At 54.1% G+C, this 26,351-nt stretch carries 26 protein-coding genes; 10 read left to right on the plus strand and 16 right to left on the minus strand.

The genetic code is table 11. The annotated features are described in order from the left end of the window. Positions 1 to 112: 112 nt before the first annotated feature. From TH19_RS10280 to dxs, 4 genes are all read left to right on the plus strand, one after another. Entirely contained in the window at positions 113 to 376 is a 264-nt protein-coding gene (locus TH19_RS10280) for an exodeoxyribonuclease VII small subunit (protein ID WP_114102268.1), read from the plus strand. A 12-nt stretch (positions 377 to 388) separates the two neighbouring features. Beyond that, the gene (locus TH19_RS10285; protein WP_258547907.1) at positions 389 to 1,285 is read left to right on the plus strand and encodes a polyprenyl synthetase family protein; all 897 of its coding nucleotides are present in this window, start codon (positions 389 to 391) and stop codon (positions 1,283 to 1,285) included. A 24-nt stretch (positions 1,286 to 1,309) separates the two neighbouring features. Then, on the plus strand, positions 1,310 to 2,278 hold the full coding sequence (locus tag TH19_RS10290; protein WP_114102269.1) for an alpha/beta hydrolase family protein: 969 nt from the start codon (positions 1,310 to 1,312) through the stop codon (positions 2,276 to 2,278). A gap of 101 nt (positions 2,279 to 2,379) precedes the next feature. Then, positions 2,380 to 4,299, plus strand: a complete 1,920-nt coding sequence (dxs, locus tag TH19_RS10295; RefSeq protein ID WP_114102270.1) for a 1-deoxy-D-xylulose-5-phosphate synthase — start codon at positions 2,380 to 2,382, stop codon at positions 4,297 to 4,299. A gap of 88 nt (positions 4,300 to 4,387) precedes the next feature. Here the strand turns inward: dxs and TH19_RS10300 are convergent, their stop codons facing one another. The 7 genes from TH19_RS10300 to dctP all read right to left on the minus strand — a co-directional run bounded on the left by TH19_RS10300 (position 4,388) and on the right by dctP (position 12,293). After that, positions 4,388 to 5,128: a type 2 periplasmic-binding domain-containing protein gene (locus TH19_RS10300; protein ID WP_147250751.1), complete on the minus strand. Its 741-nt coding sequence runs from the start codon at positions 5,126 to 5,128 to the stop codon at positions 4,388 to 4,390. A 203-nt stretch (positions 5,129 to 5,331) separates the two neighbouring features. Next, complete coding sequence (locus tag TH19_RS10305) at positions 5,332 to 6,114, minus strand: glucose 1-dehydrogenase (RefSeq protein ID WP_114102272.1); 783 nt, start codon at positions 6,112 to 6,114, stop codon at positions 5,332 to 5,334. Between the two features lie 207 nt (positions 6,115 to 6,321). Continuing rightward, a complete protein-coding gene (locus TH19_RS10310) occupies positions 6,322 to 7,848 on the minus strand; it encodes a malonate--CoA ligase (protein ID WP_181846387.1) in 1,527 nt (508 codons plus the stop codon). A gap of 12 nt (positions 7,849 to 7,860) precedes the next feature. Beyond that, positions 7,861 to 9,177, minus strand: a complete 1,317-nt coding sequence (locus TH19_RS10315; protein ID WP_114102274.1) for a malonyl-CoA decarboxylase — start codon at positions 9,175 to 9,177, stop codon at positions 7,861 to 7,863. Further along, the gene (locus TH19_RS10320) at positions 9,177 to 10,493 is read right to left on the minus strand and encodes a TRAP transporter large permease (RefSeq protein WP_114102275.1); all 1,317 of its coding nucleotides are present in this window, start codon (positions 10,491 to 10,493) and stop codon (positions 9,177 to 9,179) included. The genes TH19_RS10315 and TH19_RS10320 overlap by 1 nt, the downstream gene beginning before the upstream one ends. A 12-nt stretch (positions 10,494 to 10,505) precedes the next feature. Beyond that, positions 10,506 to 11,204: a TRAP transporter small permease gene (locus tag TH19_RS10325; protein ID WP_114102276.1), complete on the minus strand. Its 699-nt coding sequence runs from the start codon at positions 11,202 to 11,204 to the stop codon at positions 10,506 to 10,508. An 81-nt stretch (positions 11,205 to 11,285) separates the two neighbouring features. Then, a complete protein-coding gene (gene dctP / locus TH19_RS10330; RefSeq protein WP_114102277.1) occupies positions 11,286 to 12,293 on the minus strand; it encodes a TRAP transporter substrate-binding protein DctP in 1,008 nt (335 codons plus the stop codon). Positions 12,294 to 12,611: 318 nt separating this feature from the next. Here dctP and TH19_RS10335 point away from each other — a divergent pair, with 318 nt between their 5' ends. Beyond that, positions 12,612 to 13,289: a GntR family transcriptional regulator gene (locus tag TH19_RS10335; RefSeq protein WP_114102278.1), complete on the plus strand. Its 678-nt coding sequence runs from the start codon at positions 12,612 to 12,614 to the stop codon at positions 13,287 to 13,289. A gap of 77 nt (positions 13,290 to 13,366) precedes the next feature. Continuing rightward, positions 13,367 to 14,107: a TlyA family RNA methyltransferase gene (locus tag TH19_RS10340; RefSeq protein ID WP_114102279.1), complete on the plus strand. Its 741-nt coding sequence runs from the start codon at positions 13,367 to 13,369 to the stop codon at positions 14,105 to 14,107. 43 nt (positions 14,108 to 14,150) lie between these two features. Here the strand turns inward: TH19_RS10340 and TH19_RS10345 are convergent, their stop codons facing one another. Together TH19_RS10345 and TH19_RS10350 are read right to left on the minus strand one after the other, a co-directional pair. After that, the gene (locus tag TH19_RS10345; protein WP_114102280.1) at positions 14,151 to 14,579 is read right to left on the minus strand and encodes a GlcG/HbpS family heme-binding protein; all 429 of its coding nucleotides are present in this window, start codon (positions 14,577 to 14,579) and stop codon (positions 14,151 to 14,153) included. Between the two features lie 109 nt (positions 14,580 to 14,688). After that, positions 14,689 to 15,564 (minus strand): LysR family transcriptional regulator, encoded by an 876-nt coding sequence (locus TH19_RS10350; RefSeq protein WP_114102281.1) that lies wholly within the window; start codon positions 15,562 to 15,564, stop codon positions 14,689 to 14,691. Between the two features lie 312 nt (positions 15,565 to 15,876). Between TH19_RS10350 and TH19_RS10355 the strand changes: the two genes are divergently transcribed. Both TH19_RS10355 and TH19_RS10360 read left to right on the plus strand, forming a co-directional pair. Continuing rightward, positions 15,877 to 16,326, plus strand: coding sequence for an RrF2 family transcriptional regulator (locus TH19_RS10355; RefSeq protein WP_114102282.1), 450 nt, complete (start codon positions 15,877 to 15,879; stop codon positions 16,324 to 16,326). 162 nt (positions 16,327 to 16,488) lie between these two features. After that, the gene (locus tag TH19_RS10360) at positions 16,489 to 17,574 is read left to right on the plus strand and encodes a methyl-accepting chemotaxis protein (RefSeq protein ID WP_114102283.1); all 1,086 of its coding nucleotides are present in this window, start codon (positions 16,489 to 16,491) and stop codon (positions 17,572 to 17,574) included. 78 nt (positions 17,575 to 17,652) lie between these two features. Here the strand turns inward: TH19_RS10360 and cobT are convergent, their stop codons facing one another. Then, positions 17,653 to 18,714 carry a nicotinate-nucleotide--dimethylbenzimidazole phosphoribosyltransferase gene (cobT, locus tag TH19_RS10365; protein WP_114102284.1) on the minus strand — a complete coding sequence of 354 codons (1,062 nt, stop codon included), beginning with the start codon at positions 18,712 to 18,714 and terminating at the stop codon, positions 17,653 to 17,655. A 452-nt stretch (positions 18,715 to 19,166) separates the two neighbouring features. On the opposite strand from cobT, the gene TH19_RS10370 reads away from it, so the two are divergent. Next, the gene (locus tag TH19_RS10370) at positions 19,167 to 20,144 is read left to right on the plus strand and encodes a DMT family transporter (RefSeq protein WP_114102285.1); all 978 of its coding nucleotides are present in this window, start codon (positions 19,167 to 19,169) and stop codon (positions 20,142 to 20,144) included. Positions 20,145 to 20,174: 30 nt separating this feature from the next. Here the strand turns inward: TH19_RS10370 and TH19_RS10375 are convergent, their stop codons facing one another. The 6 genes from TH19_RS10375 to fabI form a co-directional block, all read right to left on the minus strand. Continuing rightward, complete coding sequence (locus TH19_RS10375; protein ID WP_114102286.1) at positions 20,175 to 20,642, minus strand: DUF2269 family protein; 468 nt, start codon at positions 20,640 to 20,642, stop codon at positions 20,175 to 20,177. A gap of 60 nt (positions 20,643 to 20,702) precedes the next feature. Continuing rightward, positions 20,703 to 21,308, minus strand: coding sequence for a TetR/AcrR family transcriptional regulator (locus tag TH19_RS10380; protein ID WP_114102287.1), 606 nt, complete (start codon positions 21,306 to 21,308; stop codon positions 20,703 to 20,705). Positions 21,309 to 21,510: 202 nt separating this feature from the next. Continuing rightward, entirely contained in the window at positions 21,511 to 22,224 is a 714-nt protein-coding gene (locus tag TH19_RS10385) for a hypothetical protein (RefSeq protein WP_114102288.1), read from the minus strand. A 48-nt stretch (positions 22,225 to 22,272) separates the two neighbouring features. Then, the gene (locus TH19_RS10390) at positions 22,273 to 22,695 is read right to left on the minus strand and encodes a hypothetical protein (RefSeq protein ID WP_114102289.1); all 423 of its coding nucleotides are present in this window, start codon (positions 22,693 to 22,695) and stop codon (positions 22,273 to 22,275) included. Between the two features lie 36 nt (positions 22,696 to 22,731). Further along, entirely contained in the window at positions 22,732 to 23,835 is a 1,104-nt protein-coding gene (gene aroC, locus TH19_RS10395; RefSeq protein ID WP_114102290.1) for a chorismate synthase, read from the minus strand. A gap of 83 nt (positions 23,836 to 23,918) precedes the next feature. After that, positions 23,919 to 24,749 carry an enoyl-ACP reductase FabI gene (gene fabI, locus TH19_RS10400; RefSeq protein ID WP_114102291.1) on the minus strand — a complete coding sequence of 277 codons (831 nt, stop codon included), beginning with the start codon at positions 24,747 to 24,749 and terminating at the stop codon, positions 23,919 to 23,921. Positions 24,750 to 24,953: 204 nt separating this feature from the next. Between fabI and TH19_RS10405 the strand changes: the two genes are divergently transcribed. Continuing rightward, on the plus strand, positions 24,954 to 26,312 hold the full coding sequence (locus tag TH19_RS10405) for a YihY family inner membrane protein (RefSeq protein ID WP_114102292.1): 1,359 nt from the start codon (positions 24,954 to 24,956) through the stop codon (positions 26,310 to 26,312). The last annotated feature ends 39 nt before the right edge of the window (positions 26,313 to 26,351 follow it).

Here is a 26,351-nt window from a genome sequence, read left to right on the forward strand (position 1 = left end):
AGAAGATGTTGTGGACGCGGGATGTTTCGGGACCACGAAATTCCTTTCTGCCCGGTTGCCCTGATCCGGTCTTGCGCGTAAACTCCGCGCCAATCAAAGAAATGGAGCTTACATGTCCGAGGCTACTTCATCTTCCGCCATCCCCGATGATATCGCAAAACTCAGCTTCGAAGAGGCATTGGGGCAACTTGAAACACTTGTTCGTCAGCTAGAACAGGGGCAGGTTGGGCTTGATGACGCAATCGCATCCTATGAACGTGGTGCGGCGCTTAAACGTCATTGTGCGGACAAGTTGCGCGCAGCCGAAGAGCGTATTGAAAAAATCACCCTGAATGCGGATGGCCGCCCGTCGGCAACCCCGACCGAAATCGAATAATTTGCGGAGACCGTGGTGAGTTACAATCTGCTTGCCGAACTGAATACTGCGTCTGCTGATCTTGCCGAAACGCTTGATAACATCCTGCCGCGCGCCAATGGCCAGATCGAGCAGCGCCTGTTTCAGGCGATGCGCTATTCCACGCTGGGGGAAGGCAAACGTTTACGCCCGTTTCTGGTGCTAAGCTCTGCGTCCTTGTTCAAGGTATCGCGTCAATCAGCACTTCGGGTTGCTGCGGCGGTCGAGATGGTTCACAGCTATTCGCTGATCCATGATGACCTTCCGGCGATGGATGACGACGATCTGCGCCGCGGAAAGCCGAGCTGCCACAAGCAGTTTGACGAGGCGACCGCGATCCTTGCCGGGGATGCGCTTTTGACCCAGGCATTCGAAGTGCTGGCAGACGAGGATACCCATCCCGATCCGCGTGTTTGCACCGATCTTGTCCGTGCTCTTGCACGTGCAGCCGGGCCGCATGGCATGGTTGGCGGGCAAATGATTGATCTGGCGGGCGAAGGTCAGGCCTTTGATCAGGCGCAGGTCACCCATCTGCATCTGCTTAAAACCGGCCGGATGTTTGCGTTTGCCTGCGAAGCTGGTGCCATTCTTGGCAAGGCGCCGAAAAGCATCCGCATGGCGCTTCGTTCCTATGCCCATGACATGGGATTGGCGTTCCAGATCAAGGATGACCTTCTGGATGTCGAAGCAAGTTCCGAGGAACTTGGCAAGACCGCCGGCAAGGATATCGATCAGGACAAGTCGACCTTTGTCAAATTGCTGGGTCTTGAACAGGCCCGCGCACAGGCAACCATGCTGTGTGATCAGGCGATCAATCATCTAAGCTGCTTTGACGGCGAAGCCGAACCGCTGCGTGCAGTGGCACGCTTTGTTGTTGAACGCGGCCGATAAACCAAACAGTCAAAGCGCCCCACAATGACTGAACAGCCAAAATACACAGCCGGTTTTCGTGACCGGCTGTTTGACAAAGACCCGTTCCCCTTGGCGATCTGGTATCCGGCAGAATTGCCGGAAACACCGGTACGTCACATGGGGGTGGCTTCAAGTGCTGCACGCAATGCGCCGTTTGCCGGTGACGGGGCCTTTCCGATTGTCATGTTTTCGCACGGTTCCGAAGGGCACCGGTTCAACCAATTCTGGCTGGCCGAATATCTTGCGCGACGCGGTTATATCGTCGCAGCCCCGCAGCATGAAGGTGACAATTACCTTGATGCAACCGATGCACGGCAACTGACGATCATTGAGCGCCGTCCGCGCGAAATGCGGCTGGCGCTTGATCTGTTGCTCGATCATGCGGAAATTACCTCCCACATCGACCCGGACCGGATTTATGCATTGGGGCATTCGGCCGGTGGTGCAACTGTTCTGAAACTGGCGGGGTGGGACTTTGATGCCAAGGCTTGGCAAAGCTATTGCGCGTTGAATGCCGATAGCGACAAGGTCATTTGCCAATATGCCCCGACCGATGATCATATTGACCGGCTTCATGCAACCAATGGCGGCCCGGTTGTATCGGAATATGATCCACGGATTTCTGCCGTCATTGCAATAACACCGGCATTTGGTGTGGCGGCAACCGATGACGGGCTGGCCGAAATGTCGGTGCCGATGTTGTTCGTCGAGGCCGAGACAGACGAAATTCTGCATGATCACGTCAATGCCGCACATTTTCGCAACCTGTTGCGCGGGCGGGCAAAATTCGTGAAGGTCAAAGGGGCGGGGCACTATTCATTCCTGCCCAAATGTACCCCCTATATCGCTGAAAACTTTGGCTATTTATGTCGCGATTTCGGCCGGGACCGGGATGATATTCACCGCACTGTCGAACAAGTCATCCATGGCTTTCTCGAACGTGTGAAATCAGGTGAAATTCAGGGTCGCTAAATCGATTGAACCCCGCTATTTTACGCAGCTTGCAACATGGGCCTGGAAACGTCACTTTGTTGTAATCTACGCCTTATAAAAAATTGAAAATCGAGATCGGTATGAGCACGACCTCCAAGACACCGCTATTGGATACCATTAACACCCCTGACGAGCTGCGCCAGTTGCAGCCTGCCCAAATGCGGCAGGTGGCCGATGAATTGCGCGCCGAGGTGATTGATGCAGTATCTGTAACCGGCGGACACCTTGGTGCAGGCCTTGGCGTGGTCGAGCTGACCGTTGCGATCCATTACCTGTTTGATACGCCCTATGATCGTGTGATCTGGGATGTTGGTCATCAGTGCTATCCCCATAAAATTCTGACCGGGCGTCGTGACCGTATCCGTACACTCCGTCAGGGTGGTGGGTTGTCGGGTTTCACCAAACGGTCTGAATCCGAATATGATCCGTTTGGTGCCGGTCACAGCTCTACCTCGATCTCAGCCGGTCTTGGGATGGCGGTTGCCAACCAGCTTTCCGAGGACAAGCGCAAGAACGTGATTGCCGTGATCGGCGATGGTTCGATGAGTGCGGGTATGGCCTATGAGGCGATGAACAATGCCGCTGCCACGGATCAGCGTTTGATCGTGATCCTGAATGACAACGACATGTCGATTGCCCCGCCGGTGGGCTCCATGTCGGGCTATCTGTCGCGCCTGATTTCGGGCAAGGGATATCAAGGCCTGCGTAATGCGGCCAAAGGCCTGACCAAGCATTTGCCGCGTCAGATCGAAGAAGCAGCGCGCAAGCTCGAAGAATATACCCGTGGCATGGTTACGGGCGGCACTCTGTTTGAAGAAATGGGCTTTTTCTATGTTGGGCCGATTGACGGTCACAACATGGATCACCTGTTGCCGGTTCTGAAAAACGTCCGCGATGCCGATGTTGATGGCCCGATCCTGATCCATGCGGTTACGCAGAAAGGCAAGGGTTATGGCCCGGCTGAAAGTGCGGCGGACAAATATCACGGCGTTGCCAAGTTTGACGTCGTCACCGGTAAACAGGCCAAGCCAACCCCGAATGCGCCCAGCTACACCAAAGTGTATGGCGAAACGCTGGTCAAGCTGGCCGAGAAGGACGAAAAAGTCGCGGCAATCACTGCTGCCATGCCATCGGGCACGGGCGTGAATATCTTTGCCGATCATTTCCCGGATCGTGCGTTTGACGTTGGCATTGCCGAACAGCATGCCGTGACCTTTGCCGCCGGGATGGCCTGCGAAGGCTACAAGCCGTTCTGCACGCTGTATTCAACCTTCCTTCAGCGCGGTTATGACCAGGTTGTCCATGATGTCGCGATTCAGAACCTTCCGGTTCGTTTTGCCATGGACCGTGCCGGTCTGGTCGGGGCCGATGGCGCGACCCATGCCGGGGCATATGACATTGCCTTCCTTGGTTGCCTGCCGAACTTCGTTTTGATGGCTGCGGCGGACGAGGCGGAGCTTGTGCATATGACCACGACCGCATGGGCGATTGATGATCGTCCCAGCGCGTTCCGCTATCCGCGTGGCGAAGGTGTTGGCGTTGAAATGCCGGCCGAAGGCCAGGTTCTTGAAATCGGCAAGGGCCGCATTCTTCGCGAAGGTGGCAAGATCGCCATTCTGTCTTATGGAACCCGTTTGGCCGAGGCGCTTTTGGCGGCCGAAGATCTGGCTGCACGTGGTCTTCCGGCGACTGTAGCCGATGCCCGCTTTGCCAAGCCGCTTGATCATCAACTGATCGCTGATCTGGCGCGCAACCACGAAGTCCTGATCACCATCGAAGAAGGATCGATCAACGGTTTCGGGGCGATGGTGTTGCAGCATATGGCGGGACAGGGCCTGCTCGATAACGGTCTTAAAATCCGTACCATGGCACTGCCTGATACGCTGATTGATCACGACAAGCCGGAAATTCAGTATCAGAAGGCTGGCCTTGATGCTGCTGCCATCGTCAAAACCGCGCTTGGCGCGCTTGGCATGAGTGAAAGCAAGGCTCGCGCCTGATCGATCATCCCAAGATCAAAGCCAATATTCAAGCAGCGCAGAAGTATCTTCTGCGCTGCTTTTCTGTGTGATCAGGATAGTCCGGCGGTTACTGCACCAATTCGTCTGAGGGCTGATTTTCGATCAGATGCGGGGCATGTCCGGCTTTGAAAACCTGGTCGGCGCAAGATTTGCGATAATAGAACCCGCTTTCGGTTTCAAACATAACGGTGTCGGAAAACTCGACAGCTGATGCCGAGATATCAGGCATGGCATCAAGTGTGAGGTTATCGCCCTGCGCGTAATCAACCCGGTCCCCCAAAAGCATCTGGAATGCCTGATGGCGGGTTTCGACATAGACCGGTTTTATACCCGCACGCATAAGGCTTTCAATGTAAGGGCTTTGGACATTTGTCCGCAGAATCGCGATGCTGCTGCCGCCGAGTTCAGAAAGGCTGTTCCATCGAAACGGGGCAGTGTTCCCGGCGCGACGTTTGCGATAAAGCCCGATCTTGATGGTTTTATCGAGAAGACGGACAAAATAGGCGTCAATATCGTTGCTGTCGGCTGGATATGTTGACAGACACCAATGCCCGTTTGTCATGTTTTGTTTGGCACGGGCAGGGGGCAGGAATAGTGGTTTTATCCTGATCTTGAAATGGTCGTTAGCGTAGCTTGAAAGCAGTTCAAATATGATGCCGTAATTTTCAAGATCCTCACCGAGTAACGGTGGGTATTCTATGGCGATGACATTGATGATGTCGGATTGATCTGTTTCATGTTCATGATCGGCCATCGCAAGGCCCGATTGCACCGTGATCCCCAGCCCAATGATCAAAACCCGAAACATCGCTTTCCTGCATGCCACAGATGTGCGCGATGCAAGCAATGCAAGGAATAGACGGACAGGTGTCATTCTGGGCGTTTGCACAATGCATCCTGAAACGGAGTTGGCAAAGGTCACGGACGGGTTGCGAACGATAGAAGCACGATCAGCAGCCATTTGTGATGGATATGATCGCAAGACATTGGCTTTTCAACCAATCCCCCGTGTCACTCCGCATAAATCATCTTGTGGGTCATGCCGCCATCAACCCGGATGGTTTCGCCGGTCATGAAGCCGGATTTGGTGCCGTCCAAAAGGAAGCTTACCGCCTGTGCTATGTCGTCAGGCGTGCCGACCCGTCCAACCGGATGTTGTGATTTGTCGATGTCACGATGGGATGGCATTTGGCGGTTTGTCGCTTTTTGCCAGTCACCGACTTCTATCCATCCCGGTGCAACGGCATTAACACGTACATCCCCGGCAAGACTGACGGCAAGCGCGTGTGTCAGTGCAACCACACCGCCCTTTGAAGCAGCGTAGGACTCGGTATTGGCTTCGGACTGGAAAGCACGGGTTGAGGTGATGTTGACAATCGCCCCCTTGGTGTGGCGCAAATGTTGGGTTGCATGTTTGGTGGCAAGGAATACGCCGCCAAGATTGACATTGAGTACACGCTGCCACTGATCCCAATCAAGATGTTCAATACCACCGGAATGCGGATTGGCGATCCCGGCATTATTCACAAGCCCGTCAATCCGGCCAAACCGGTCAATGGTTTGCTGAATGGCGAGTTTAATGTCGTCTTCGCAGGCAACGTCACCGGCAATAAACAGGGCGCGATCGCGCTGGGTATCGTCAAGGGCCTCAAAGGCCTCTGTCCCGGCGTCCTGATCACGATCAAACAATGTCACCCGCCAACCGGCATCGAGAAGATGTTTGGAAATGCCAAGGCCCAAGCCCTGTGCGGCACCGGTGACAAAGGCGACAGGTTGGTCCGTTTCGCTGTTCATGGTCGTTCCGTATTTGAGTGTGGTGACGAATGGCGGTCGGAACCGCCAACCTCGCCAAAATGGGTTTGTTTGTCAGGGATTGCAACGTTTGCAAAATTTGTGATGTGGACAAAAAAATCCGGCCAGATCGGCTCTGACCGGATAGTAGGGTCTATGACCCTTTGGGGGCGGCCCGTTAGGGCAGCGGGAGATACAAGCGACGTCGCATCAAGCCGCAGGGGAGGTAAAGGTATCGGCATATTGCTTGCGCAATTCTGCCTTCTGGATTTTGCCCATCGTGTTGCGCGGCAATTCCTTGATGACCCAGATGCGCTTGGGCACCTTGAATTTCGCAAGCTTGTCCTGGGTCTTTTTGATGATGGCGTCGGTATCGGCCTGTCCACCTTTGGCTGCAACGATCACACCGGCAACGGCTTCGCCGAAGTCGGGGTGGGGCAGGCCAAAGATCGCGACTTCATCCACCTCGTCATATTCGGCAATGACTTCTTCGACTTCTTTCGGATAGACGTTGAAACCACCCGAAATAATCAGGTCCTTGTCGCGACCGACAATCGTGACATATCCGTCCTCACCAATGGTGGCGAGGTCACCTGTGATAAAGAAGCCGTCGGTCCGGAATTCCGACGCGGTTTTTTCCGGCATCTGCCAGTAGCCCTTGAAAACGTTCGGGCCACGGACCTCAAGAACGCCGATTTCACCAGCACCAAGAATATTGCCATCCTTGTCACACACCCGCGCTTCGATCCCCGGCAGGGTCGGACCAACCGCACCCGGACGACGTTCGCCATCAAGCGGGTTGGACGTGTTCATGCAGGTTTCAGTCATGCCGTAACGTTCAAGGATCTTGTGACCGGTACGTTCAAAGAACGCATCATGGGTTTCGGCCAAAAGCGGTGCCGAACCCGACACGAACAACCGCATGTTAGCGGTAACATCCTTGGTAAACTGCGGATGTGACAGCAGGCGGGTATAGAAGGTCGGAACACCCATCAGGACGGTTGATTGCGGCAGACGTTCAATCACGTCATCCGCATCAAATTTCGAAAGCAGGATCACCTTGCCACCATTCATCAGCATGATGTTGATGGCAACAAACAGGCCATGCGTATGGAACAGCGGAAGCGCATGCAAAAGCGTATCGCCCGGCTTGAAGCCCCATGCGGAATGAAGCGTCTTGGCGTTTGACCCAAGGTTATTGTGGGTAAGCATCGCACCCTTGGACCGGCCCGTGGTGCCAGATGTGTAAAGGATTGCTGCCACATCATCCTTGTCCGCAGGGACAACCGTGGTGATCGGATCAACATTCGCGGCCTGATCATTCAGGCTGCCATCACCGTTCGCACCCAGCGACAGGACAGCACCAACATTGTTCTGTGCACCAAGTGCGGTGGCCGCATCAATATGGGCCGGGCGGCAGACAAAGACGCGTGGTGCGGCATCGCCAAGGAAATAGGCAATTTCATCACCGGTATAGGCAGTGTTCAGCGGAAGGTGAATGGCACCAAGCTGCAGGCAGGCAAGATAAAGCGCAATCACGTCGGACGATTTATCGACCTGTGCGGCAACGCGGTCACCCTTGACCACGCCATGCGATGCCAGAACAGCGGCATAGCGTCCCGTGCGATCAAGCAACCAGGCAAAGCTGCGCTCCGTTCCGTCACGTTCAATCAGGAACGTGCGCGATTTATCTGCCGGGAACCGGTCGAGAAAGGTTTGAAAAAGATTATCTGACATGGTCATACCTACTTAAATACCGGCAAGCTGTGCGACGGATTTCGATGTTGCAATCTTGCCGTCATTCATCAGTGCTTCGTGATTTTTCTCAATATCGTCAAGGTGATAAGCATAATTGACCATCATGCTTCCTGCCTGGCGCAGTCCCTTGACTGATGTATCGCCCAACCAGTTCAACCGTTCAAGCTGTGCGCCGTTACCAAGATGGAACCGCGCCGTCGGGTCCAGTGGAGACTTTCCGCGCTTGCAGGTCGCAAGATAGGTTGCACACAGGGCCACAGTTGGCTTGCGCAGGGCTTCGACCTTGTCGGGATCATTGATCCAGTTATCGTCGCTAAGACCTTCAAGAACCTGACCGGCAAGATCGGAATCGTCGGCCTTGCTTTTCTGGCGGGTCCGCAGCCAGCCCATAAAGCCCGGAATGGGGGACAGGGTTGCAAACTGTTTAAGTTGCGGGAATTCACGTTTAAGTTCTTCGACAACCTGTTTAATCAGGAAGTTGCCAAATGAAATCCCCTTCAGACCGGCCTGGCAGTTGCTGATCGAATAGAAGATCGCGGTCTTGGCCGTGTCGGGCGCCTTTTCATCGATTTCCGGTGCCAGAAGGGCCTGGACACTATCAGCCAACCCGTGAACAAGGGCGACCTCGACAAAGATCAGCGGATCGTCAGGAATGGCCGGATGGAAGAAGGCAAAGCATTTGCGATCGGTCGCCAGGCGACGGCGCAAATCATCCCAGCCCTGAATTTCATGCACCGCTTCATAGCGGATCAGCTTTTCAAGGATGGCTGCCGAGGTATCCCAGTCAATATGGCGCAGTTCAAGGAAGCCCCGGTTAAACCAGCTGGTCAGCAGATGCTGCATATCGGCATTCAGCGGTTCAAGATCGCGGTTGGTTTTCAGAAGGCCAATTAGGATTTCGCGCATGTCAACGATGGCCCGGGTCCCGCCCGGTGCCATGTTGATACGACGCAGAAGTTCCTGACGGGCGGGTTCGGATACTTGGGTCAGAGTTGCCAGATTGGTCTCGGACGGATCCTTGGCAAATGCATCGGCGGCCTTGGTGACTTTGGCGCGATCCGCGCTGAAGTCATTTTGCATCATCTCGAAGAAACGCAAATGATCTTCGGTCGGCAGGTTTTCCCAAAGTCGGACAACTTCGCGGGCAACCGCGGTGCCACGGGCTTCGCCTTTTTGCGAGACGAGGTCCTTGCACATGGCACTGAGTTGCGTGAAGGAATCCTGCGGGGTGGAAATTGGCAGATCAAGCAATTCGCGACCGCGGTCCGCAATGCTTGAAATCCAGCTTCTGACAGAGATGCCTGACATTAGCGTCCTCCGATTACCGTTTCAGGAAGCCAGGTGGCGATTTCAGGGAAGAAGCAAAGGATGATGATCGCGACAACCATGCAAAGAACATAGGGCATCGCACCTTTGAGGATCGTCTGCAAACGGATGTCCGGCGCAATGCCGTTAATGACATACAGGTTCAAACCAACCGGCGGGGTGATCAGGCCGATTTCCATATTGATGGTCAGGATGACCGCAAACCAGTAGGGGTCAAAGCCGGCATTGACGATCACCGGAAGAAGGATCGGCGCACTCATCAGGATCACGGCAACCGGCGGCAGGAAGAAACCGCTGATAAGCAGGAACAGGTTGATGAAGCCCATCAGCACCCAGCGGTTCACCTCAAGGGCGGTAATCCACTGTGCAATTGACTGGGTGATGAAAAGTGACGACAGCATGTAGCTGAACAGACCGGCCGCACCGATGATCAGAAGGATCATCACCGACTCTTTGGTCGTGTCGCGCATGATGTGCCAAAGCTTGCTTGGCTGCCACATGCGATAAATGATCATCGCGACAATCAGGCAGAACAATGCGCCGACGCCTGCTGTTTCCGAAGGTGTTGCAACACCACCGTAAAGGGCAAACAGAACCGCGCAAATGATCACAATGAACGGCAGAACGCGCGGCAGAATTTCAAACTTTTCTTTCCAGCTATATGTCACAGATGCCAGTGCGACCGATGCGTTGCCCTGACGCCAGGTCGAATAAAGCGACCAGGCCATGAACAGGATTGTCAACATCAGGCCGGGCAGGAGACCGGCAAGGAACAGTCGCCCGATGGATGTGTCGGTCGAAATACCATAGACAATCATGGTGACACTTGGCGGGATCAGGATGCCAAGGGTACCGCCCGCTGCAATGGAACCGGCTGCAACCGAGCTTGGGAAGCCGCGTTCGCGCATTGCCGGGATACCCATTTTGCCGATGGCAGCACAGGTTGCCGGTGATGAGCCCGAAAGTGCCGAGAAGATCGCACATGCCCCCAGGTTGGAAATAACCAATCCCCCCGGCACGCGCGTCAACCAGCGATCAAGCACGGAATACAGATCCCCGCCAGCCCGCGAGGATGCTACAACCGCACCCATCAGAATGAACATCGGAATGGCGAGAACTTCAAAGCTTTCGAGTTTGGAAAACAGAATTTCAGGCAAAAGCGGCAGGGCGCTGGCGCCATCGAAAATCCAGATAAAGCCAACACCAACCATTAAAAGACCGATGCCGACAGGAATACCGGAAAACAGAATAAGGGTCGTAACAATGCCAACCAGTGCGGCCAAAGTAAGCGGATCCATAACGCCGGCTCCTTAAAACGGGTTGTCTTCGATATGGAAGGCTTTCGACCGGTTGGTCAGAAGGCACATCAGATCGGCGAGAAATTGCAGGAACAGCAGGCCAAAGCCGATTGGCAGCATCATGTAGGGCTTCCACAATGCAGCAGCCCAGATCGTCGGGGACTTCCAGCCACCCTGATAGGCTTCAACGACCAGTTCCGCGCCATAAAAGGCAAACAGCGCGCTGATTGCCAGGCCACAGGCCAAAGTCGCAATTGCAAGAAGTTTGCGCGGGCCGCGCTTGAGATACATGGGCAGCAAATCGACATTCACATGTCCGCGCAACAGCTGGACATAAGGCAGGCCGATCAGGGTTCCGCCGATCATCAGATAAATGACGGCTTCGGTTTGCCAGACCGTAGAAGAGTTGAGAATATAGCGAATGAGGACCATCTGGCAGATCAGCAGCATTGCAATGAAGAACATTGAAGCAGCCGCGATACCGCACGCCTTCGACAGCAGATGGACAACATTGACGACATGATCAAGCGGGCCGCGCGGCGCCATGGGTGCCGGGCTCGCGCCATTGTTGCTGTTATCGGATTTCTCCGGCAGCGGCTCTACATCTGGCGGCGGCGGGAAACTGTTATGGTTCGACCGGTTGCGCGGGCCGGTAGTGGCCTCATCAGGCAGGTCGATCGGAAGAGAACTGGGAAAAACTGCGTTCGCCACGCTAGAGCTCCTGAAGATCAAGTTCGTCGTGAAAAGCGGGAAGGGTGTTGGCGCCGGGGAAATCCCGGCGCCAGGTCACCGTTACTCGACAGAAAGAGCCATATCGAGCAGTTCCTGACCGCCCGGAGTCTCTTCGACGAATTTGGCATAAGACGTCTTTTTGGCGATGTCCTGCCATGCCTTGAAGTCGGCATCGGTCAGATCTGCGATTTCAACACCGGCATCCTTGAAGACCTGGATGCTGGTTTCGTCTTCCTTGCGACCTTCTGCGGAATAGAAAGCCTCGGCTTTCTTGGCAGCAGCAGCAAGAGCAGCTTTCTGGGCATCGTTCAGCTTGTCATAGCTTTTCTTCGACATCAGGACCGGCTGATACATGAACCACAGGGCATTGCCTGCAGCCGGGGTATAGCATTTGACCTGTTCGTAAATACGATATGAAACAAAGCTCGACGAGCTGGTGTTGGTGGCATCAAGAACGCCGGTCTGCATGGCCGGATAGATTTCCGAGCTCGGCATTGCAGCGATTGAAGCACCGGCACCCTGAAGCATCTGCTCGAAGGATTTGCCCGCTGCACGGATCTGGAGACCTTTGACGTCATCGGGAACACGGATGCAGCCCTTGGTCGATGCGAAGCCACCCGCAAGCCAGCCTTTGGCAATGGTGACAACGCCGTTTTCGTTCAGCAGTTCTTCCATTTTCGCCATGAATGGCGAATTGTTCAGGCGCTCGGCGTGGTCATGGTTTTTGACCAGTGCCGGCATCAGGGTAAGGTTGGTTGCCGGAATACGACCGCCAGCATAAGCAAGCGGGTAGACAATCATGTCCAGCTGACCACGTTCCATCGGGGTCCACTGTTCGTTAGCTTTGAAAAGCGAGCCTGACGGGAAAATCTGGATTTCCAGATCGACATTTGCTGCTTTGACTTCGTCAGCAACGATCTGTGCAACTTTGTGACGGATGTCGCCGGTCGACCACTGGTGCGACAGCTTCAGGGTTTCTGCATCAGCAGAAGAAGACATGCCAAAAGCGGCAACAGACATGGTGATGGCGGCGACGGACGCCGAAAGGGTCTTTTTAAAAATCTTCATCTTTATCCTCCCGGATGAAGTATGCGTTTTGATGCATTTTGACGGTTTTGAACGCGTTCTTTTATTGATGCGGTTTTCGCATTGGTGAAAAGCGTTACAGATTTCTGGCATCCTGTCTATGCAATTTTGTATACCAGAGATGTGTTTTGCAGTGCCACAAGTCCACGCCTGAGTATTTCCCTGAAATTACTGGAAAACTGCGAATTAACTTTTGCGTTGCAGCATCAAAACACCGCAAAGCAGCACAGAAAAGGCTTTGATTAGTACCATTTTATGTGTTCTGGTATACCAGATATCGAATGAATAAGAGGGCGTTTTATGGCGCAAAACGGTAAGCTTGCCACCGATCTGGTGCAGAAACTTGAACGCGATATTGTGACCGGAGTCCTTAAACCGGGCGACAAGCTTGATGAACGTTCCCTAAGCGAGCGGTTTGGTGTTTCCCGCACCCCCGTGCGCGAGGCGCTTCAGACACTGGCCGGTTCCGGGCTTGTGGCGACCATGCCGCGCCGGGGCACCATCGTTGCGTCGATCACGGTTGCCGAACTGATCGAGATGTTCGAAGTCATGGCCGAACTTGAAGCCATGTGTGCACGTCTTGCCGCACGCCGGATGCCGCGCGCCGATATCGAAGGGTTGATTGCTCTTTCTGAAGAATGCAGTGCGCTTCAGGAACATTCCGATGCGGATGCCTATTACGAGGCCAATGTCCGTTTCCACGAGGCGATCTATGCCGGATGTCGCAACAGCTTCCTTGAGCGCCAGACCAAGAATGTCCGCAACCGTTTGGCACCTTATCGCCGGTTGCAGCTCCATCGGCCAGGGCGTGTAAAGAAATCAAACAATGAACATGCCGATATCCTCAATGCCATTTCAACCGGCGAAGCCGATGTTGCGGGCAAGCTGATGCAGCAGCATGTTGCGGTTCAGGGTGAGGCGCTTAATGATCTTCTGGCGATTGTGCCGCGGGGCTATCTGGAGCCGCTTGCGAGCTGATAGTTTCCCCCTGTGTTTGTCGTCTTTATCACGGTTATTGGCGTGACCTTTTTTCTTTGGTGGGGTAAAACCCGCTTATGGCAAAGAAACGTTTAGATCAGTTGCTTGTGGAACGCGGGTTGGTCGAAAGCCGATCCAAGGCACAGGCATTCATTATGGCGGGCAACGTCTTTAGTGGCGAGCAGCGCCTTGATAAACCCGGTCTGCAGTGCAAGGAAGACATAGCGATCACCTTGCGCGGGCAGCCCCATCCATGGGTATCGCGTGGCGGGCTTAAGCTTGAAAAGGGCTTGGCCGAATTCAGCATCGATGTGACCGGTTTTATCGGCATTGATGTTGGCGCCTCGACCGGTGGTTTTACCGATGTCTTGCTGCAAAATGGTGCGGCAAAGGTTTATGCCATTGATGTCGGACAGGGCCAGCTTGACTGGAAGCTCCGCAATGATGACCGTGTGGTTGTCATGGAAAAAACCAACGCCCGACACATCACTGATGAACAGGTTCCGGAACTGGTCGATATCGTGGTTTGCGATGCCAGCTTCATCGGGCTGCGCACGGTCCTTCCGGCCAGCATGGAACGCCTGAAAGCCGGTGGCTACCTGATCGCACTGATCAAGCCGCAATTTGAAGTCGGCAAGGAGCGTGTCGGGAAAAAGGGCGTGGTCCGCGAACCCGAGCTGCATCAGGAAGTGTGCAACACCATTTCCGATTGGCTGGCGAATTTGCCGGGATGGGAAGTGCTAGGCATCACGGAAAGCCCGATCACCGGCCCCGAAGGCAATGTGGAATTCCTGATTTGCGGGCGGAAATCGGCCTGATTTCAAGCCGTTTCCCACCCGAGATAACCGAGATTCAGTCTGCTTACTTGCCGATTTTCTTCATGAAGAAATCAATGCCGGCCTGGGCGCAATCTTGATCCTGGGGCGGGGTGCCGGAACTGACGCCAATGCCGCCAACGCATTCGCCGTCAACAAAGACCGGCAGGCCGCCAGCAACGATTGAAAGGCGTCCGCCAATTTCCGAGTCAATCCCATAGGCCGGTTTGCCCGGCTGGGCCGCGGCGGCATATTCGTGCGTGCCTTTGCGTGCGCCCGATGCGGTGAATGATTTGTCCTGGGCGATGGTGGTGCTGGTGACCTTGCCGCCATCCATACGTTCAAAGGCAATCAAGACACCTGATTCATCGGTGATGGCAATGCACATCGGAACACCGATTTCAGTGGCGCGGTTACGTGCGCCTTCAATCAGGATATAGGCATCTTCGATGGACAGGCGTTTGATGGTCAGCATGGAATGTCTCCGGGGATTTGAATTAAGCTGGCGCATCTTATGTGGTGGCGCAAAAGCCGATCAATCACATAAAACGTCTTTTCGCATGGTGGAAGATGCCGGCAGGTAATCAGGCCGGAATGCTATCAACCGCAATATCATCCGGGGACAATGCGGCAATTGCGCCAAGTGCCAGTTCACGGACTGCCGGATTGGCGCGGTCACGGACCATCAGGCAGATATCAACCGATGGCAACGGCGGTAGGTTGCAATCAACCAATTGATGAAGTCCGGCATGTTCGGCCGTGCAACGGGGCATCGCACCAATCGCATGTCCGCCATTGATCACTGTGATGATCATGGTGTTTGCATCGCTGCTATGGCTGATGCGATGCGGGATTTTGCCGTTTTTCAGGGCGCTTGTCGCGGCATCCCGGATAATGCAGCCATCTTCAAACAGCACCAAGGGCAAGGGTCTCTGTGCGATATCAAAATCAGGGGCCGCAACCCAGACAAGCTGTTCGGAAATCACATGTAGGGACGGGGTGTCGGGATCAGCCGTCAGAATCGCCAGATCAATATCGCCATTTGCCACCCGCTTTGACAGGTTGCGCGAAAGATCGGCATGGCAGGTTATCTCTGTTTCCGGCAGTCTGCGCGCAGCAACCCGAAACAGTTCGGGCAGATAAACCGCCGCGTAATCATCGGGAACCCCGATGCGGATTTTTGCCGGTGCCGCATCAACCAGATCGGCCAGCATCTTGTCATTCAGGCCAATGATGCCCTCGGCATAGGATTTGACAACCAGCCCGGTTGTGGTTGGGCTGATGGCCTTGCGATCACGGGTAATCAGCGGTGTTCCGACCGTTTCTTCAAGTTTTTTGATCTGCTGGCTGATTGCCGGTTGCGTACGCAAAAGACGTTCGGCAGTGCGGGTAAAACTTTGCGTTTCAAGCACCGTCAGAAATGTCCGCAACAGATCGATATCAACATTAAGAAGGGTCACAAGTGCCTGCTATCCGAAGCATAAGCCGAGGTGGCATCCAACCGATAGCCCAATCCGCCATCATGTGTCCAGTCACAGAGCTTTCTGACGACTTTGTTTGACTGCTTTCAATTCGGGATATCAAAGTGATGACCAGACTGCTGACAATGCTTGTCGCGAAATGTTCTACAACCTGGTCTGTAAACACAGTACAACCAACGTGGTGTCATCGACCGTGTTTGAAACCAAAGTCGTCTGATCCAAGAGCAGGATGGCGTTCTGGCAGGCAAATCTGCGATGTAAACCAAACTTTCAACTTTAACCGAGCCTTCGATGCGTCTTACTCATTTCACCGACTATTCCTTGCGCGTTCTGATTTATCTGGGATTGAATCCGGATCGTCTGGTTACGATTGAAGAAATTGCCGGTGCCTATGACATTTCGCGCAATCACTTGATGAAAATTGTTCACCATCAAGCACAGAACGGTGTGATCGAAACTGTGCGAGGTAAGGGGGGCGGAATGCGACTTGGCCGGTTGCCCGCAGATATCGGTATTGGTGATGTTGTCCGGGATACCGAACAGGATATGGTGCTTGTTGCGTGCTTTGATCAGGCGCATGGCGGAGAATGCAAGATTGAAAGTGCCTGTTTCCTCCGACATGCCTTGAGGGAGGCACAAGATGCCTTTTATCGCACCCTTGATAATTACACATTGGCAGATCTGCTGCGTCCCAAAGCACGGTTATCTGCATTGTTCGGCATGCCTGATCCGGCAGACTGATGCGGTTTCACGTATGTTGTGTTTTGGAAACTCGGCGCTGAGATAATCTTCCTGCAAATTTGGGCGGGCAGATATGTTTTAACATGTATTTACAATGCATCTTTTAAGATGTATTTCAAATGCATGTTATGAAGTCCCGCGTATTGACCAAAGGAGAGGGCCATGTTCGAAGCGATCCAGAGCCAAGAGAATGTGCAAACCGCAGCCGTTGAGCATGAGACGGCAATTCTGCGCGCCCGTGTTGCGGAGCTAGAGCAAGAACAGAAAATCACCCGGTCGATCTTTGGCAGTCTGGTTGCATTTGGGGACTCACTTATCGCGGTCCGAGAGTCCTTTTCCGATTTGTCGGCCTTGCTCGTGGAAACCAGCAAGGCCAATGAAGATGCCCGTCATCAGTCTGGGCAAAGTCAGGCCGGATTGAAAAACATGTCTGCGCAGATTAGTGAAATCAGCCAGCATATCCGCGCCGCATCGGAACAAATCAGCACGCTGAATGATAATGCCGGGCAAATTGGCAGCATTCTTTCGATGGTTGATGATGTATCACGTCAAACCAAATTACTCGCATTCAATGCCAGTATCGAAGCTGCCCGCGCCGGAGAGGCCGGAAAGGGATTTGCGATTGTTGCGACAGAAGTCCGCGCATTGGCCAATCGCGCCACGGATGCGACGCTTGAAATTGGCAAGCTGGTTCGCAAAATTCAGGCACAGGCTGATCATGCCGACCGGGATATGCAAACCAATGCCGATTCCACGTCCGAACTGGAAACGGATGCCAATATGCTTTTGGGCAGAACCGAGCATATCCTTGATATCTCTACCCAGGGACAATCGGCGATGTCTACAGCTGCGATACTTAGTGAAATCGAATTGGCCAATCTAGAAGAGCTTGAACTCAAACTTGCGGTGTATCGGGTATTTATGGGGCTTTCTTCTGCAACCGAGGCAGATTTTCCACCCGAAACCGACTGCCGCCTTGGGCAATGGTACTATGATGGGAGCGGGCAGGGACTTTTTGCCGGTTCCGCCGATTTCCGGGCGCTTGAGGTGCCACATCGTGAAGTCCACGATAATGCGCGCAAAGCTGTCGCGTTCTATCGCAAGGGTAATCTTGATCTCGCCCTGCAAGCTTTACAGGCGATGGAAGTAAACAATCTTGATGTAATGGGGCGGTTGCGAAAAATGATCCGCAAGGATCAGGCCGAAAAGCCGGTGGTAACAGGCCCGACATTTACCAAGGCCGCGTGATCCCGGTGATGCCTTGTCAAATGGAATAGACCACCAAAGCCCCCCTGCCTGTTGAGTTGGAGAGGGGCTTTGGCTTCTTTAATGTGCGATTTCTCGGGCAAGGCCGATATCATCGAAGCATGCCATATTATTGTGGCAAGTGACGGCGGCGCGAACAACGAGTCCGGCAAGAACAGCGCCTGTGCCTTCTCCAAGACGTAGGCCAAGATCAAGCAATGGTCGTTTGCCAATCCGGTCGAGCAATAATCTGTGCCCGGGTTCGGCAGAGCCATGGCCGACCATGCAATGTAATAGGCTTTGGGGTGATGTTTCGTATAAGGCAGCAGCGGCAGCGCCACAAATAAAGCCGTCGAGCATGACCGGAACATGAAGCAATCGCGCGGCAATAATTGCACCCGCCATCGCAACGATTTCGCGGCCACCAACGCAGCGCAAAACGTCAAGGCCGTCTGTGACAGAAGCTTCGTGCAAGAATTTTGCCTGTCGGACGACATCGATTTTCCGTTGATATTGTTCGTTGTTGATGCCCGTGCCAGACCCGACCCAGTCGCTTGGCATTCCGTTCCAGATAAGATGGCATATGGCTGCAGCCGATGTTGTATTTCCGATACCCATTTCGCCCGGACACATCAAAGAGGCGTTCGGGTTGACGGCCTCCATCCCGGTTCGGAATGCATCGACACATTCGTCTTCGCTCATTGCTGCTTCTTGGGTGAAATCACAGGTCGGGTGGTCAAGGTCAAGCGTGCGTATGGTAATTTCGGCGCCAAGTTCTTTGCTTAACTGATTGATTGCCGCACCCCCTTTGACAAAGTTTTCGACCATCAATGCTGTAACAGATGCCGGAAAAGCCGAGATATCATGCCGGGTGATCCCGTGATTTCCAGCAAAAACACAAACTTGCGGGTGATCCATATCAGGCACGCTCTTCTGCTGCCAACGACACAGCCAGAAAACAATTTCCTCCAAGCGCCCCAAACTTCCGCGTGGCTTTGTCAGTTCAAGGTCTCTTTTGCGGGCCTCAATTACCGATCCTTCTGATGCCCTGGGCAGGGAATTTAGTAATGAACGAATGTCATCAAGTGATCCGATATTCCTGGCAATATTCGTTTCTGGGCGCGTTTTACTGATTTCCAGCATGTGGCCTTCTCCTGATCGATATCATTTGCCCCATACCGGTTCATCCCAATGAGGCGCGGGGACACTCAATGCGTTTGGTGTGCGAATATTTCAGCGGCCACCGAAAACAAAAGGTCGCAGTCCCCTGAGACCGTCCGGGAGACCACGACCTTTCATACGAGGTAGGGTAACAACACCGATTAAGACATTGAGGCCGGAATTTTCCCTTGATGATCGTCAAGTCGATTGTTCCGGGACGCGCGATCGTCAAATGATCAGGCATCAAAGCACAGCATTTTAGTCATCGATCACTGATTTGCAGGCGCGCATAAGCACCGGTTATCCAATCCATAAGCCGAAGCAATTTCCATTCGACTTATCAATCATCCATGCTGTGTCCAGCCGCAGACGCATCTGTGACCTTTGCCGGTCATTTGCACAACCGGCTGTGATGCCACTGGAAAGATCTTGTTATGTCCCACGTCGGAAGTTCCCTTTGTGATCCCTCCGCCACCAAATGCGTGGGCGTTTCTGCTGGTCAAACCGATGACGGTCATGTCAATCCGTTATGGGCAATCGGCCTTTTGCTGTTTGCTGGCGGGTTGCTGGGCATGTCACCGATACTGGTTCGTCTCAGTGGCGTTTCGCCGGATGCTTCTGCGTTCTGGCGCGTTGCCATCGCAGCCCCCTTGCTGTGTGCAGCCGCCTTCCTTGTGCCGGCCAGGCCGGTTGGCCCGGATACGATGCCTGCTCCCCAAAAGCGCAGGGTTGTAATTGCGGGCTGGATGGTTCTGGCCGGTGTCTTTTTCGCGGCTGACCTGATTGCCTGTCACATCGCGATTGAGCTTACCACGGCGGGTAATGCAATCCTTCTGGCCAATCTTGCACCGGTGATCATCGGATTGCTGGGGCTTGTCGGATTGGCGCGGCGACCGGGCAGAATGTTTTGGATCGGATTGCCCTTTGCCGGTTTCGGGGCTTGGTGCCTGTTTCGCGCGAGTGATGTTGGTGGCGGCAGCATTGCCGGTGATGCCTTCGGGCTTTTGGCTGCTGTTTTCTATGCCGGCTATCTGATCGTTATAGGACGGTTGCGGCGCTATGTCGGGGCGGCAGCGACGATGTGCGGAACGACATTGGTTACTGCAATCGTGATTGGTGTCTTTGCCGCAGTCCGGGGGGATTTAACGATGCCCGGCGACTGGACCGGTTGGCTGGCACTTGGTGGCCTTGGCATTCTGGTGCATGCATTGGGGCAGGGGCTGGTTTCGGTGGGGCTTAAAGTTGTTGATGAGGCCACCGGATCCATGATCCTTCTGGTTCAACCGTTTATCGCGACCCTGCTTGGCGCAATGGTTCTGGGCGAAGTTCTTAATGGTTGGCACATGCTGGGCAATATTGCCGTGGTGCTTGCCCTGTTAATAGCAACGCGGGCACGCCGTAGGCCCGCGTGATCAAAGTGTTACTCAAGTTGGTGTCGTGACTTAGCGGAAAATCATAAAATACAGCGCACCAAGCGGCATCAATACCGCCAGCCCGCCGATGATATTCCAAAGTTTACGGCATTTGTCATAGGCCGCAGGCATATGTGCCTCTCCAGACAGCACAGTCTTGCTGGCAATCTTGGACATATAGATTTGCAGGGGCAGCAACCCGGTAACCCAAAGCATCGCCGCCATGCCAAACAGACTGATGCCAATTGTCAGATGTGGGGCATCTGAAATAGCGATGCCGGTCGCATGAAAAAGACCGATACCGCCAACTGTAATCAGCGCCGCGCCAAAGGCGGTAAAGAACAAATCCGTCACATTCACCAGCCGACAGGCAAAGGCGATGATGGCGGGATTTCCGGTTTTGTCCGCCTGCGTTTTCCAAACGGCCGAGACAATGATATTGCCAAGGAAAAGAACAACGCCAAGGACGTGAATGAATTTAACCGTGGAATATTCCATTGGAAGGTCCGCTTGGTTGGGGCCGTGGGGATGGCACACAGAAATGAAAGGTGAAAGGGGTTAGGCGTCGTTTGGTGCAATCAGGTCTTCGGCCAGAAGACCCAGCACAAAATCACCAAGTTCTTGATCGGCAGGCGGCGCAATCATGCCGTCAATCACCAGCATCGCAATACCATGGGCACGAGACCATGCGGCGAGGGCGCGGTTATAGGCGGTGGCAGCTTCGCTTAGCGTCATTTCAGCTTTGCGGTCAACCGATGTCACGGCGCGCTGCAAAACATCAAAGGCGTTGTCGGCGGCTTCGCGCAGTTCGGGATATTGATCAAGTGGCGGGCGTTCGCGCCCAAAGATCAGGCGGAAATGTTGCGGGTTTTCAACGGCAAATCCGACATAGGCCGCACCAAGTTTCATGATGCGTTCTTCATGCCTTTCCACGTTTGCGGCAACAGTTTCAAGTTGCTCGGCAAAGCGCTCAAAGGCCGAAATGGCCACTGCCGCCAAAATGCCATCCTTTCCGTCAAAATGACGATAGGGGGCTGCTTCGGACACGCCGGTCATGCGCGCCAGACGGCGCAGCGAAAGCCCGGTCGGGCCTTCTTCGGTCAGGATTGTTTCGGCCTTTTGCAAAAGAACATTGCGGACGTCACCGTGATGGTATTTCCCCATAAGCTCGCATCTCGTTTTTCTTATGTTAACTGAGTTAACATTATCGCTTGTGCTGGGCTGTTTCAAGAAAAAATTGGCCTATGTTTTCCTAAAAGGCCTCAGGAAACATCACGCAAACCTGATATTTTCTGACAAAAAGGCACCGCCCGCAATGGGACGGTGCAGTACGTTCAGGAGGTATGATTGAACAACGGCCCGGACTTTACGCCGGGGCGGGGTTTGTTTGGGTGGTGTCAGTTTGCCTGGTGTCGGACTGCGCATCGTCGGACTCTGCATTGCCAGTTTGTGCATTGCCAGTCTGTGCCTCGCTGGATTGTGCGTCGCTGTACTGTTCGTCGGTGGATGGTGGCACGCTATTCTGATCTGATGGAGATGCTGGGGGCGTTTCCCCTGCTGCTTTGGCACCCTCATCACCAGATGAGGGTGCCAGAGGATCAGCTGTTGGTTGGGAAGCTGCGGTGGCTTCGGCCTCATCTGTCGGGCTGGTGGTATCCGTTGCGGAAGTTTCGGCGGGTTCCACAGCAGGACTGTCACCGGCAGCGGGTGATTGCGGCGTATCCGTTGATGGGGCAACCGGGCTTGCAGCATCTTCCGAAGTTGTCGATCCGATATCAGTTGGCGTTGCGGGCTCGTCTTCTTTTTTATCTTCGGACGCTCCGTCGGTGGGGGCTGCCGGGACTGTGCGGACTGTGTCATCGGTCGTCGGGGGTGTCGGTTGAGACGTTTTCGGTGCCGGGTCCTGTGCCGGGTTAAGGTCGACGGACGGTGTTGCGACAGTCTTGCTTTTTACATCCCGGTCCGGACGGATCAGGAATTTGTCGCCAAGCGTGTCCTGGCCGATCAATAGCGGCTGTTCAAGGCCACTCATTTCCAGAAGGCCGATTTCCACGTCGCGCACCATGCCACCGATCTTCATCTTGGTGTGAATAACCGGCGCGCGGACGCTATCGCTGTTGCTGCTGGTCTAGATATCGCGATATCCGGCAATTGGAAGGGAAAGCTTCCAGATGATGGTACAGGATTTGAGGCTGCTGTCCGGTGCCGGTGTGCAGGACAGTGTCAGACTGAAAGATGCAATTTCTTCTGACGGATTATCAGATGGTTTGTCTCTGGAATTGCTGTTTTCTGAGGAATTGTCATCGGGCCCTGAAACATTCAAGTCACTGACAAACAGGCAGGTTTTGGGGGCTGCGCCAAGGATCATGCCGGGCATACCGGCAATTCCCCATTCGGGCAGATCAAGCGCCTCATCCGGATAAAGGATGGTCCGGTTGCGCAGTTGTGCATCAGTGCCAAGCGATCCGCTTTTGGCGGATTTGTTGTTGGATGCAGCAAGTGAGATCAGGGTTTTGAGCAATATCGGGTTCATGCCATCAAGACGTGGCATCAACCCGATTGTGACGTAGATTCTTGGGTGGGGCTGTTAGCTCGGGAAATGCTTGTTGCTGTTCCAGCCTTCGCATTGTGCACGGTGACGCAGAAGGTGGTCGGCAAGCACGATGGCGGCCATTGCTTCGCCAACCGGAACGCCACGGATGCCCACGCACGGGTCATGACGGCCTTTGGTCACGACATCGACTTCCTTGCCATAGATATCGATGCTTTTGCGCGGGGTCAGGATCGAACTGGTCGGTTTGACTGCAAACCGGACAACAACATCCTGACCGGACGAAATGCCGCCAAGGATGCCACCGGCATGGTTGGAGCCAAAAACAGGCTTGCCATCATCGCCCAGGCGCATTTCATCGGCATTTTCAATGCCGGTCAGTTCGGCGGCCTCAAAACCGTTGCCGATTTCAACGCCTTTGACTGCGTTGATCGTCATCATGGCTTTGGCCAGATCGGCATCAAGCTTGTCATAGACCGGATCGCCAAGGCCGACAGGAACGCCGGAACAGACAACCTCAATCACCGCACCAACCGATGATCCATCCTTGCGCAGGCCATCAAGATATTCTTCGAAAACCGGAACGGCTTCCGGGTCCGGGCAGAAGAACGGGTTGTTATCAACTTCGTTCCAGTCCCAGTTATCGCGATTGATTTCCTTGGTGCCCATCTTGACCAATGCGCCGCGGATTTTGATGTCATCACCAAGAACTTTGCGGGCAATCGCACCGGCAGCAACGCGCATCGCCGTTTCACGGGCCGATGAACGACCGCCGCCGCGATAGTCACGGGTGCCATACTTTTCCCAATAGGTGTAATCGGCATGGCCCGGACGGAACTGGTTTTTGATCTCGCCATAATCCTTGGAGCGCTGATCAACGTTTTCAATCAGAAGCCCGATCGGGGTGCCGGTGGTTTTGCCTTCGAACACGCCAGACAGGATTTTGACCTGATCAGGTTCGCGGCGCTGGGTGGTAAAGCGCGACTGGCCGGGTTTGCGTTTTTCAAGGAATTCCTGAATGTCGGCTTCGGACAGTTCCAGAAGGGGCGGGACGCCATCTATTACACAGCCGATTGCCGGACCGTGGCTTTCGCCAAAGGTGGTGAAGCGAAAGAGAGTTCCAAAACTGTTGCCAGCCATAACCGAAATTCCAGAATTCAAATATTAAAGAGACAAAACGGGCCGCCCCTAAAGGCAGCCCGCAAAATCAGATCATGCTCAGATCAGGCTTTCTGAACATTGATGTCAGGTGCGTCGGCCTGTTTCATGCCAACGGTGTGATAACCGCAATCGACATGATGGGTTTCGCCCGTGACACCGGTCGAAAGGTCCGACAGGAAATACAGACCGGAACCGCCAACGTCATCAAGGGTAACGTTACGGCGCATCGGCGAATTGTATTCATTCCATTTCAGGATATAGCGGAAATCACCAATACCCGAAGCAGCTAGGGTCTTCATCGGACCGGCAGAAATCGCATTCACACGGATGCGGTCCGGGCCAAGGTCGTTGGCAAGGTATTTAACGCTTGCTTCGAGTGCCGCCTTGGCAACGCCCATGACGTTGTAATGCGGCATGACTTTTTCTGCGCCGTAATAGGACAGGGTCAGAAGCGATCCGCCATCGGTCATCAGTTTTTCTGCACGCTGGGCAACAGCGGTAAAGGAATAAACCGAGATATTCATCGAAAGGGCGAAGTTTTCCGGCGACGTGTCGACATAGCGACCGCGCAGTTCATTCTTGTCAGAGAACCCGATGGCGTGGACAACAAAGTCCAGCTTGCCCCATTTTTCCTTGAGCGTCTCAAAAACGGCGTCGATGCTGGCGGCATCGGTCACGTCACATGGCAAGACGATATCACTGCCGACAGACTCCGCAAGCGGGCGGACACGCTTTTCGAGTGCTTCACCCTGAAAGGTAAAGGCGATCTCGGCACCGGCAGCAGCGGCGGCACGTGCGATACCCCATGCGATGGATTTGTCGTTGGCGACGCCCATAATCAGGCCGCGCTTACCGGCCATCAGGCCCGAAATGTTTTCGGTGGACAGGCTCATATTCCCTCTCGTTCCCACGATCTCTTTTTCCGGCAGGTAGAGGCATTCAAAAAAAGCCGCGACCGGCACAGAAGGTATTAGACATTCGGCGCATCCTACACAAAGCTAGGCCAAGGTCAATCTGGCCTGTAATAACGAGTATAGGCGCGCTATCTTGTTGATCACGTGCAGTATAACCGGAAAATGCGTAGGGATAAGCGTTTAATGGTCGAAATTCACAAATTGATCGCGGATCGAACGGCATTTTGGCGTTATGCAATTATGCGATTTATCCATGATAAATCGATCCAGCGCGCCGCAGGACTGTCTTACACGACGCTTTTGGCGATGGTGCCGTTTCTCGCAGTTGCCTTGACGGTTCTGTCCGCTTTCCCGGTCTTTGATCAGTTCAAGGACCAGATCATGGACGTCATTTTCAAAAACTTCCTGCCCGAAACCGGCCAGCAGGCCATGGATTACCTCGGCACGTTTTTGCAAAATACCGGGCAAATGACGGCGGTGGGCACAATTGTTCTGGCACTTACCGCGATTATGCTTCTGGGTGCCATCGAAGGGGCGATGAATGACGTCTTTCGTGTTACGAGTCCGCGCAAATTTCTGTCGCGCCTTGTCGTATTCTGGACGTTGCTGACCATTGGCCCGATGTTGCTGGGGCTTAGTTTGTCTTTGGCATCCTATATTTTTGCGATGCGTCACATGGTCGGGGGCGAAGCCCTTGGCGAACATATCGGTCAACTGACATTCCTTGCGCCGTTCTTCTTGTCGGCAGCGGCATTTTCATTGCTGTTTATCGGAATGCCCAACAGGGCAATTGAAATCCGGGACGGGGCGGTTGGCGGCTTTGTTGCGGCCATGCTGTTTGAGGCCCTTAAAAAGGGCTTCGGGATTTATGTGACCAATTTCCCGACCTATCAGACCATCTATGGGGCGGTGGCGGTGGTGCCGATCTTCCTGTTGTGGATGTATCTGACCTGGATTGTCATCCTGCTGGGCGCGCAGGTGGCGGCGGCACAGTCGGAATGGCGTGCGGCGCGTGCCGCCGGGCTTATTCCCGATCCGCGCGGGGCGGTGCCGGGCCATATGGAACGGATTATCGCTGTCCTGCGTGTTTTGGAATATCTGCAAATCCGTTTTCATGGGGCCGCAAAACCGCCAACCTATCGCAAGATGATGCGCGAGCTGAAACTGGGCGGGCGGGACTTGAACTGGGCATTGGCGGCCTTGCGCCGTGAAAAGCTGATTGACCGGTCCGAAGATCGCCGTTGGTTGCTTTCTGGCGATCTTTCACGGATCACGTTGATGGAACTGATGACCAGAATGGGGCTGTTCCTGGATTATGATCGGTTGTTGCTTGTCCAAACCGATGGTGGTTGGCCGATTGTTATGCGCGAACGTCTGGTCGAGCTCGAGAAAAAGCGTCAGTCGGTTCTTGATGTTCAGGTGGGCGCGCTTCTGGATACACCAAGGCCGTCGGACAAGATCCCTGAACAGGTCGAAGTCGATCCGGCGCAGCTCAAAGCCAATCAGGTCGAACAAAAAGACATGACCGATATCATCAGTTGATCAGAGTTCAGCATCACAAAGCAAAAGGCCGGATCATCA

The sequence above is a fragment of the Thalassospira profundimaris genome, assembly GCF_003326675.1.
Classification (GTDB): Bacteria; Pseudomonadota; Alphaproteobacteria; order Rhodospirillales; family Thalassospiraceae; genus Thalassospira; species Thalassospira aquimaris.

Coding starts and splice junctions, on each gene's coding strand:
- TH19_RS10280 (WP_114102268.1), top strand. CDS start 113: ATGTCCGAGGCTACTTCATCTTCCGCCATCCCCGATGATATCGCAAAA.
- TH19_RS10290 (WP_114102269.1), top strand. CDS start 1,310: ATGACTGAACAGCCAAAATACACAGCCGGTTTTCGTGACCGGCTGTTT.
- dxs (WP_114102270.1), top strand. CDS start 2,380: ATGAGCACGACCTCCAAGACACCGCTATTGGATACCATTAACACCCCT.
- TH19_RS10300 (WP_147250751.1), bottom strand. CDS start 5,128: ATGTTTCGGGTTTTGATCATTGGGCTGGGGATCACGGTGCAATCGGGC.
- TH19_RS10305 (WP_114102272.1), bottom strand. CDS start 6,114: ATGAACAGCGAAACGGACCAACCTGTCGCCTTTGTCACCGGTGCCGCA.
- TH19_RS10310 (WP_181846387.1), bottom strand. CDS start 7,848: ATGTCAGATAATCTTTTTCAAACCTTTCTCGACCGGTTCCCGGCAGAT.
- TH19_RS10315 (WP_114102274.1), bottom strand. CDS start 9,177: ATGTCAGGCATCTCTGTCAGAAGCTGGATTTCAAGCATTGCGGACCGC.
- TH19_RS10320 (WP_114102275.1), bottom strand. CDS start 10,493: ATGGATCCGCTTACTTTGGCCGCACTGGTTGGCATTGTTACGACCCTT.
- dctP (WP_114102277.1), bottom strand. CDS start 12,293: ATGAAGATTTTTAAAAAGACCCTTTCGGCGTCCGTCGCCGCCATCACC.
- TH19_RS10335 (WP_114102278.1), top strand. CDS start 12,612: ATGGCGCAAAACGGTAAGCTTGCCACCGATCTGGTGCAGAAACTTGAA.
- TH19_RS10340 (WP_114102279.1), top strand. CDS start 13,367: ATGGCAAAGAAACGTTTAGATCAGTTGCTTGTGGAACGCGGGTTGGTC.
- TH19_RS10345 (WP_114102280.1), bottom strand. CDS start 14,579: ATGCTGACCATCAAACGCCTGTCCATCGAAGATGCCTATATCCTGATT.
- TH19_RS10355 (WP_114102282.1), top strand. CDS start 15,877: ATGCGTCTTACTCATTTCACCGACTATTCCTTGCGCGTTCTGATTTAT.
- TH19_RS10360 (WP_114102283.1), top strand. CDS start 16,489: ATGTTCGAAGCGATCCAGAGCCAAGAGAATGTGCAAACCGCAGCCGTT.
- cobT (WP_114102284.1), bottom strand. CDS start 18,714: ATGCTGGAAATCAGTAAAACGCGCCCAGAAACGAATATTGCCAGGAAT.
- TH19_RS10370 (WP_114102285.1), top strand. CDS start 19,167: ATGTCCCACGTCGGAAGTTCCCTTTGTGATCCCTCCGCCACCAAATGC.
- TH19_RS10375 (WP_114102286.1), bottom strand. CDS start 20,642: ATGGAATATTCCACGGTTAAATTCATTCACGTCCTTGGCGTTGTTCTT.
- TH19_RS10380 (WP_114102287.1), bottom strand. CDS start 21,308: ATGGGGAAATACCATCACGGTGACGTCCGCAATGTTCTTTTGCAAAAG.
- TH19_RS10385 (WP_114102288.1), bottom strand. CDS start 22,224: ATGAAGATCGGTGGCATGGTGCGCGACGTGGAAATCGGCCTTCTGGAA.
- TH19_RS10390 (WP_114102289.1), bottom strand. CDS start 22,695: ATGCCACGTCTTGATGGCATGAACCCGATATTGCTCAAAACCCTGATC.
- aroC (WP_114102290.1), bottom strand. CDS start 23,835: ATGGCTGGCAACAGTTTTGGAACTCTCTTTCGCTTCACCACCTTTGGC.
- fabI (WP_114102291.1), bottom strand. CDS start 24,749: ATGAGCCTGTCCACCGAAAACATTTCGGGCCTGATGGCCGGTAAGCGC.
- TH19_RS10405 (WP_114102292.1), top strand. CDS start 24,954: ATGGTCGAAATTCACAAATTGATCGCGGATCGAACGGCATTTTGGCGT.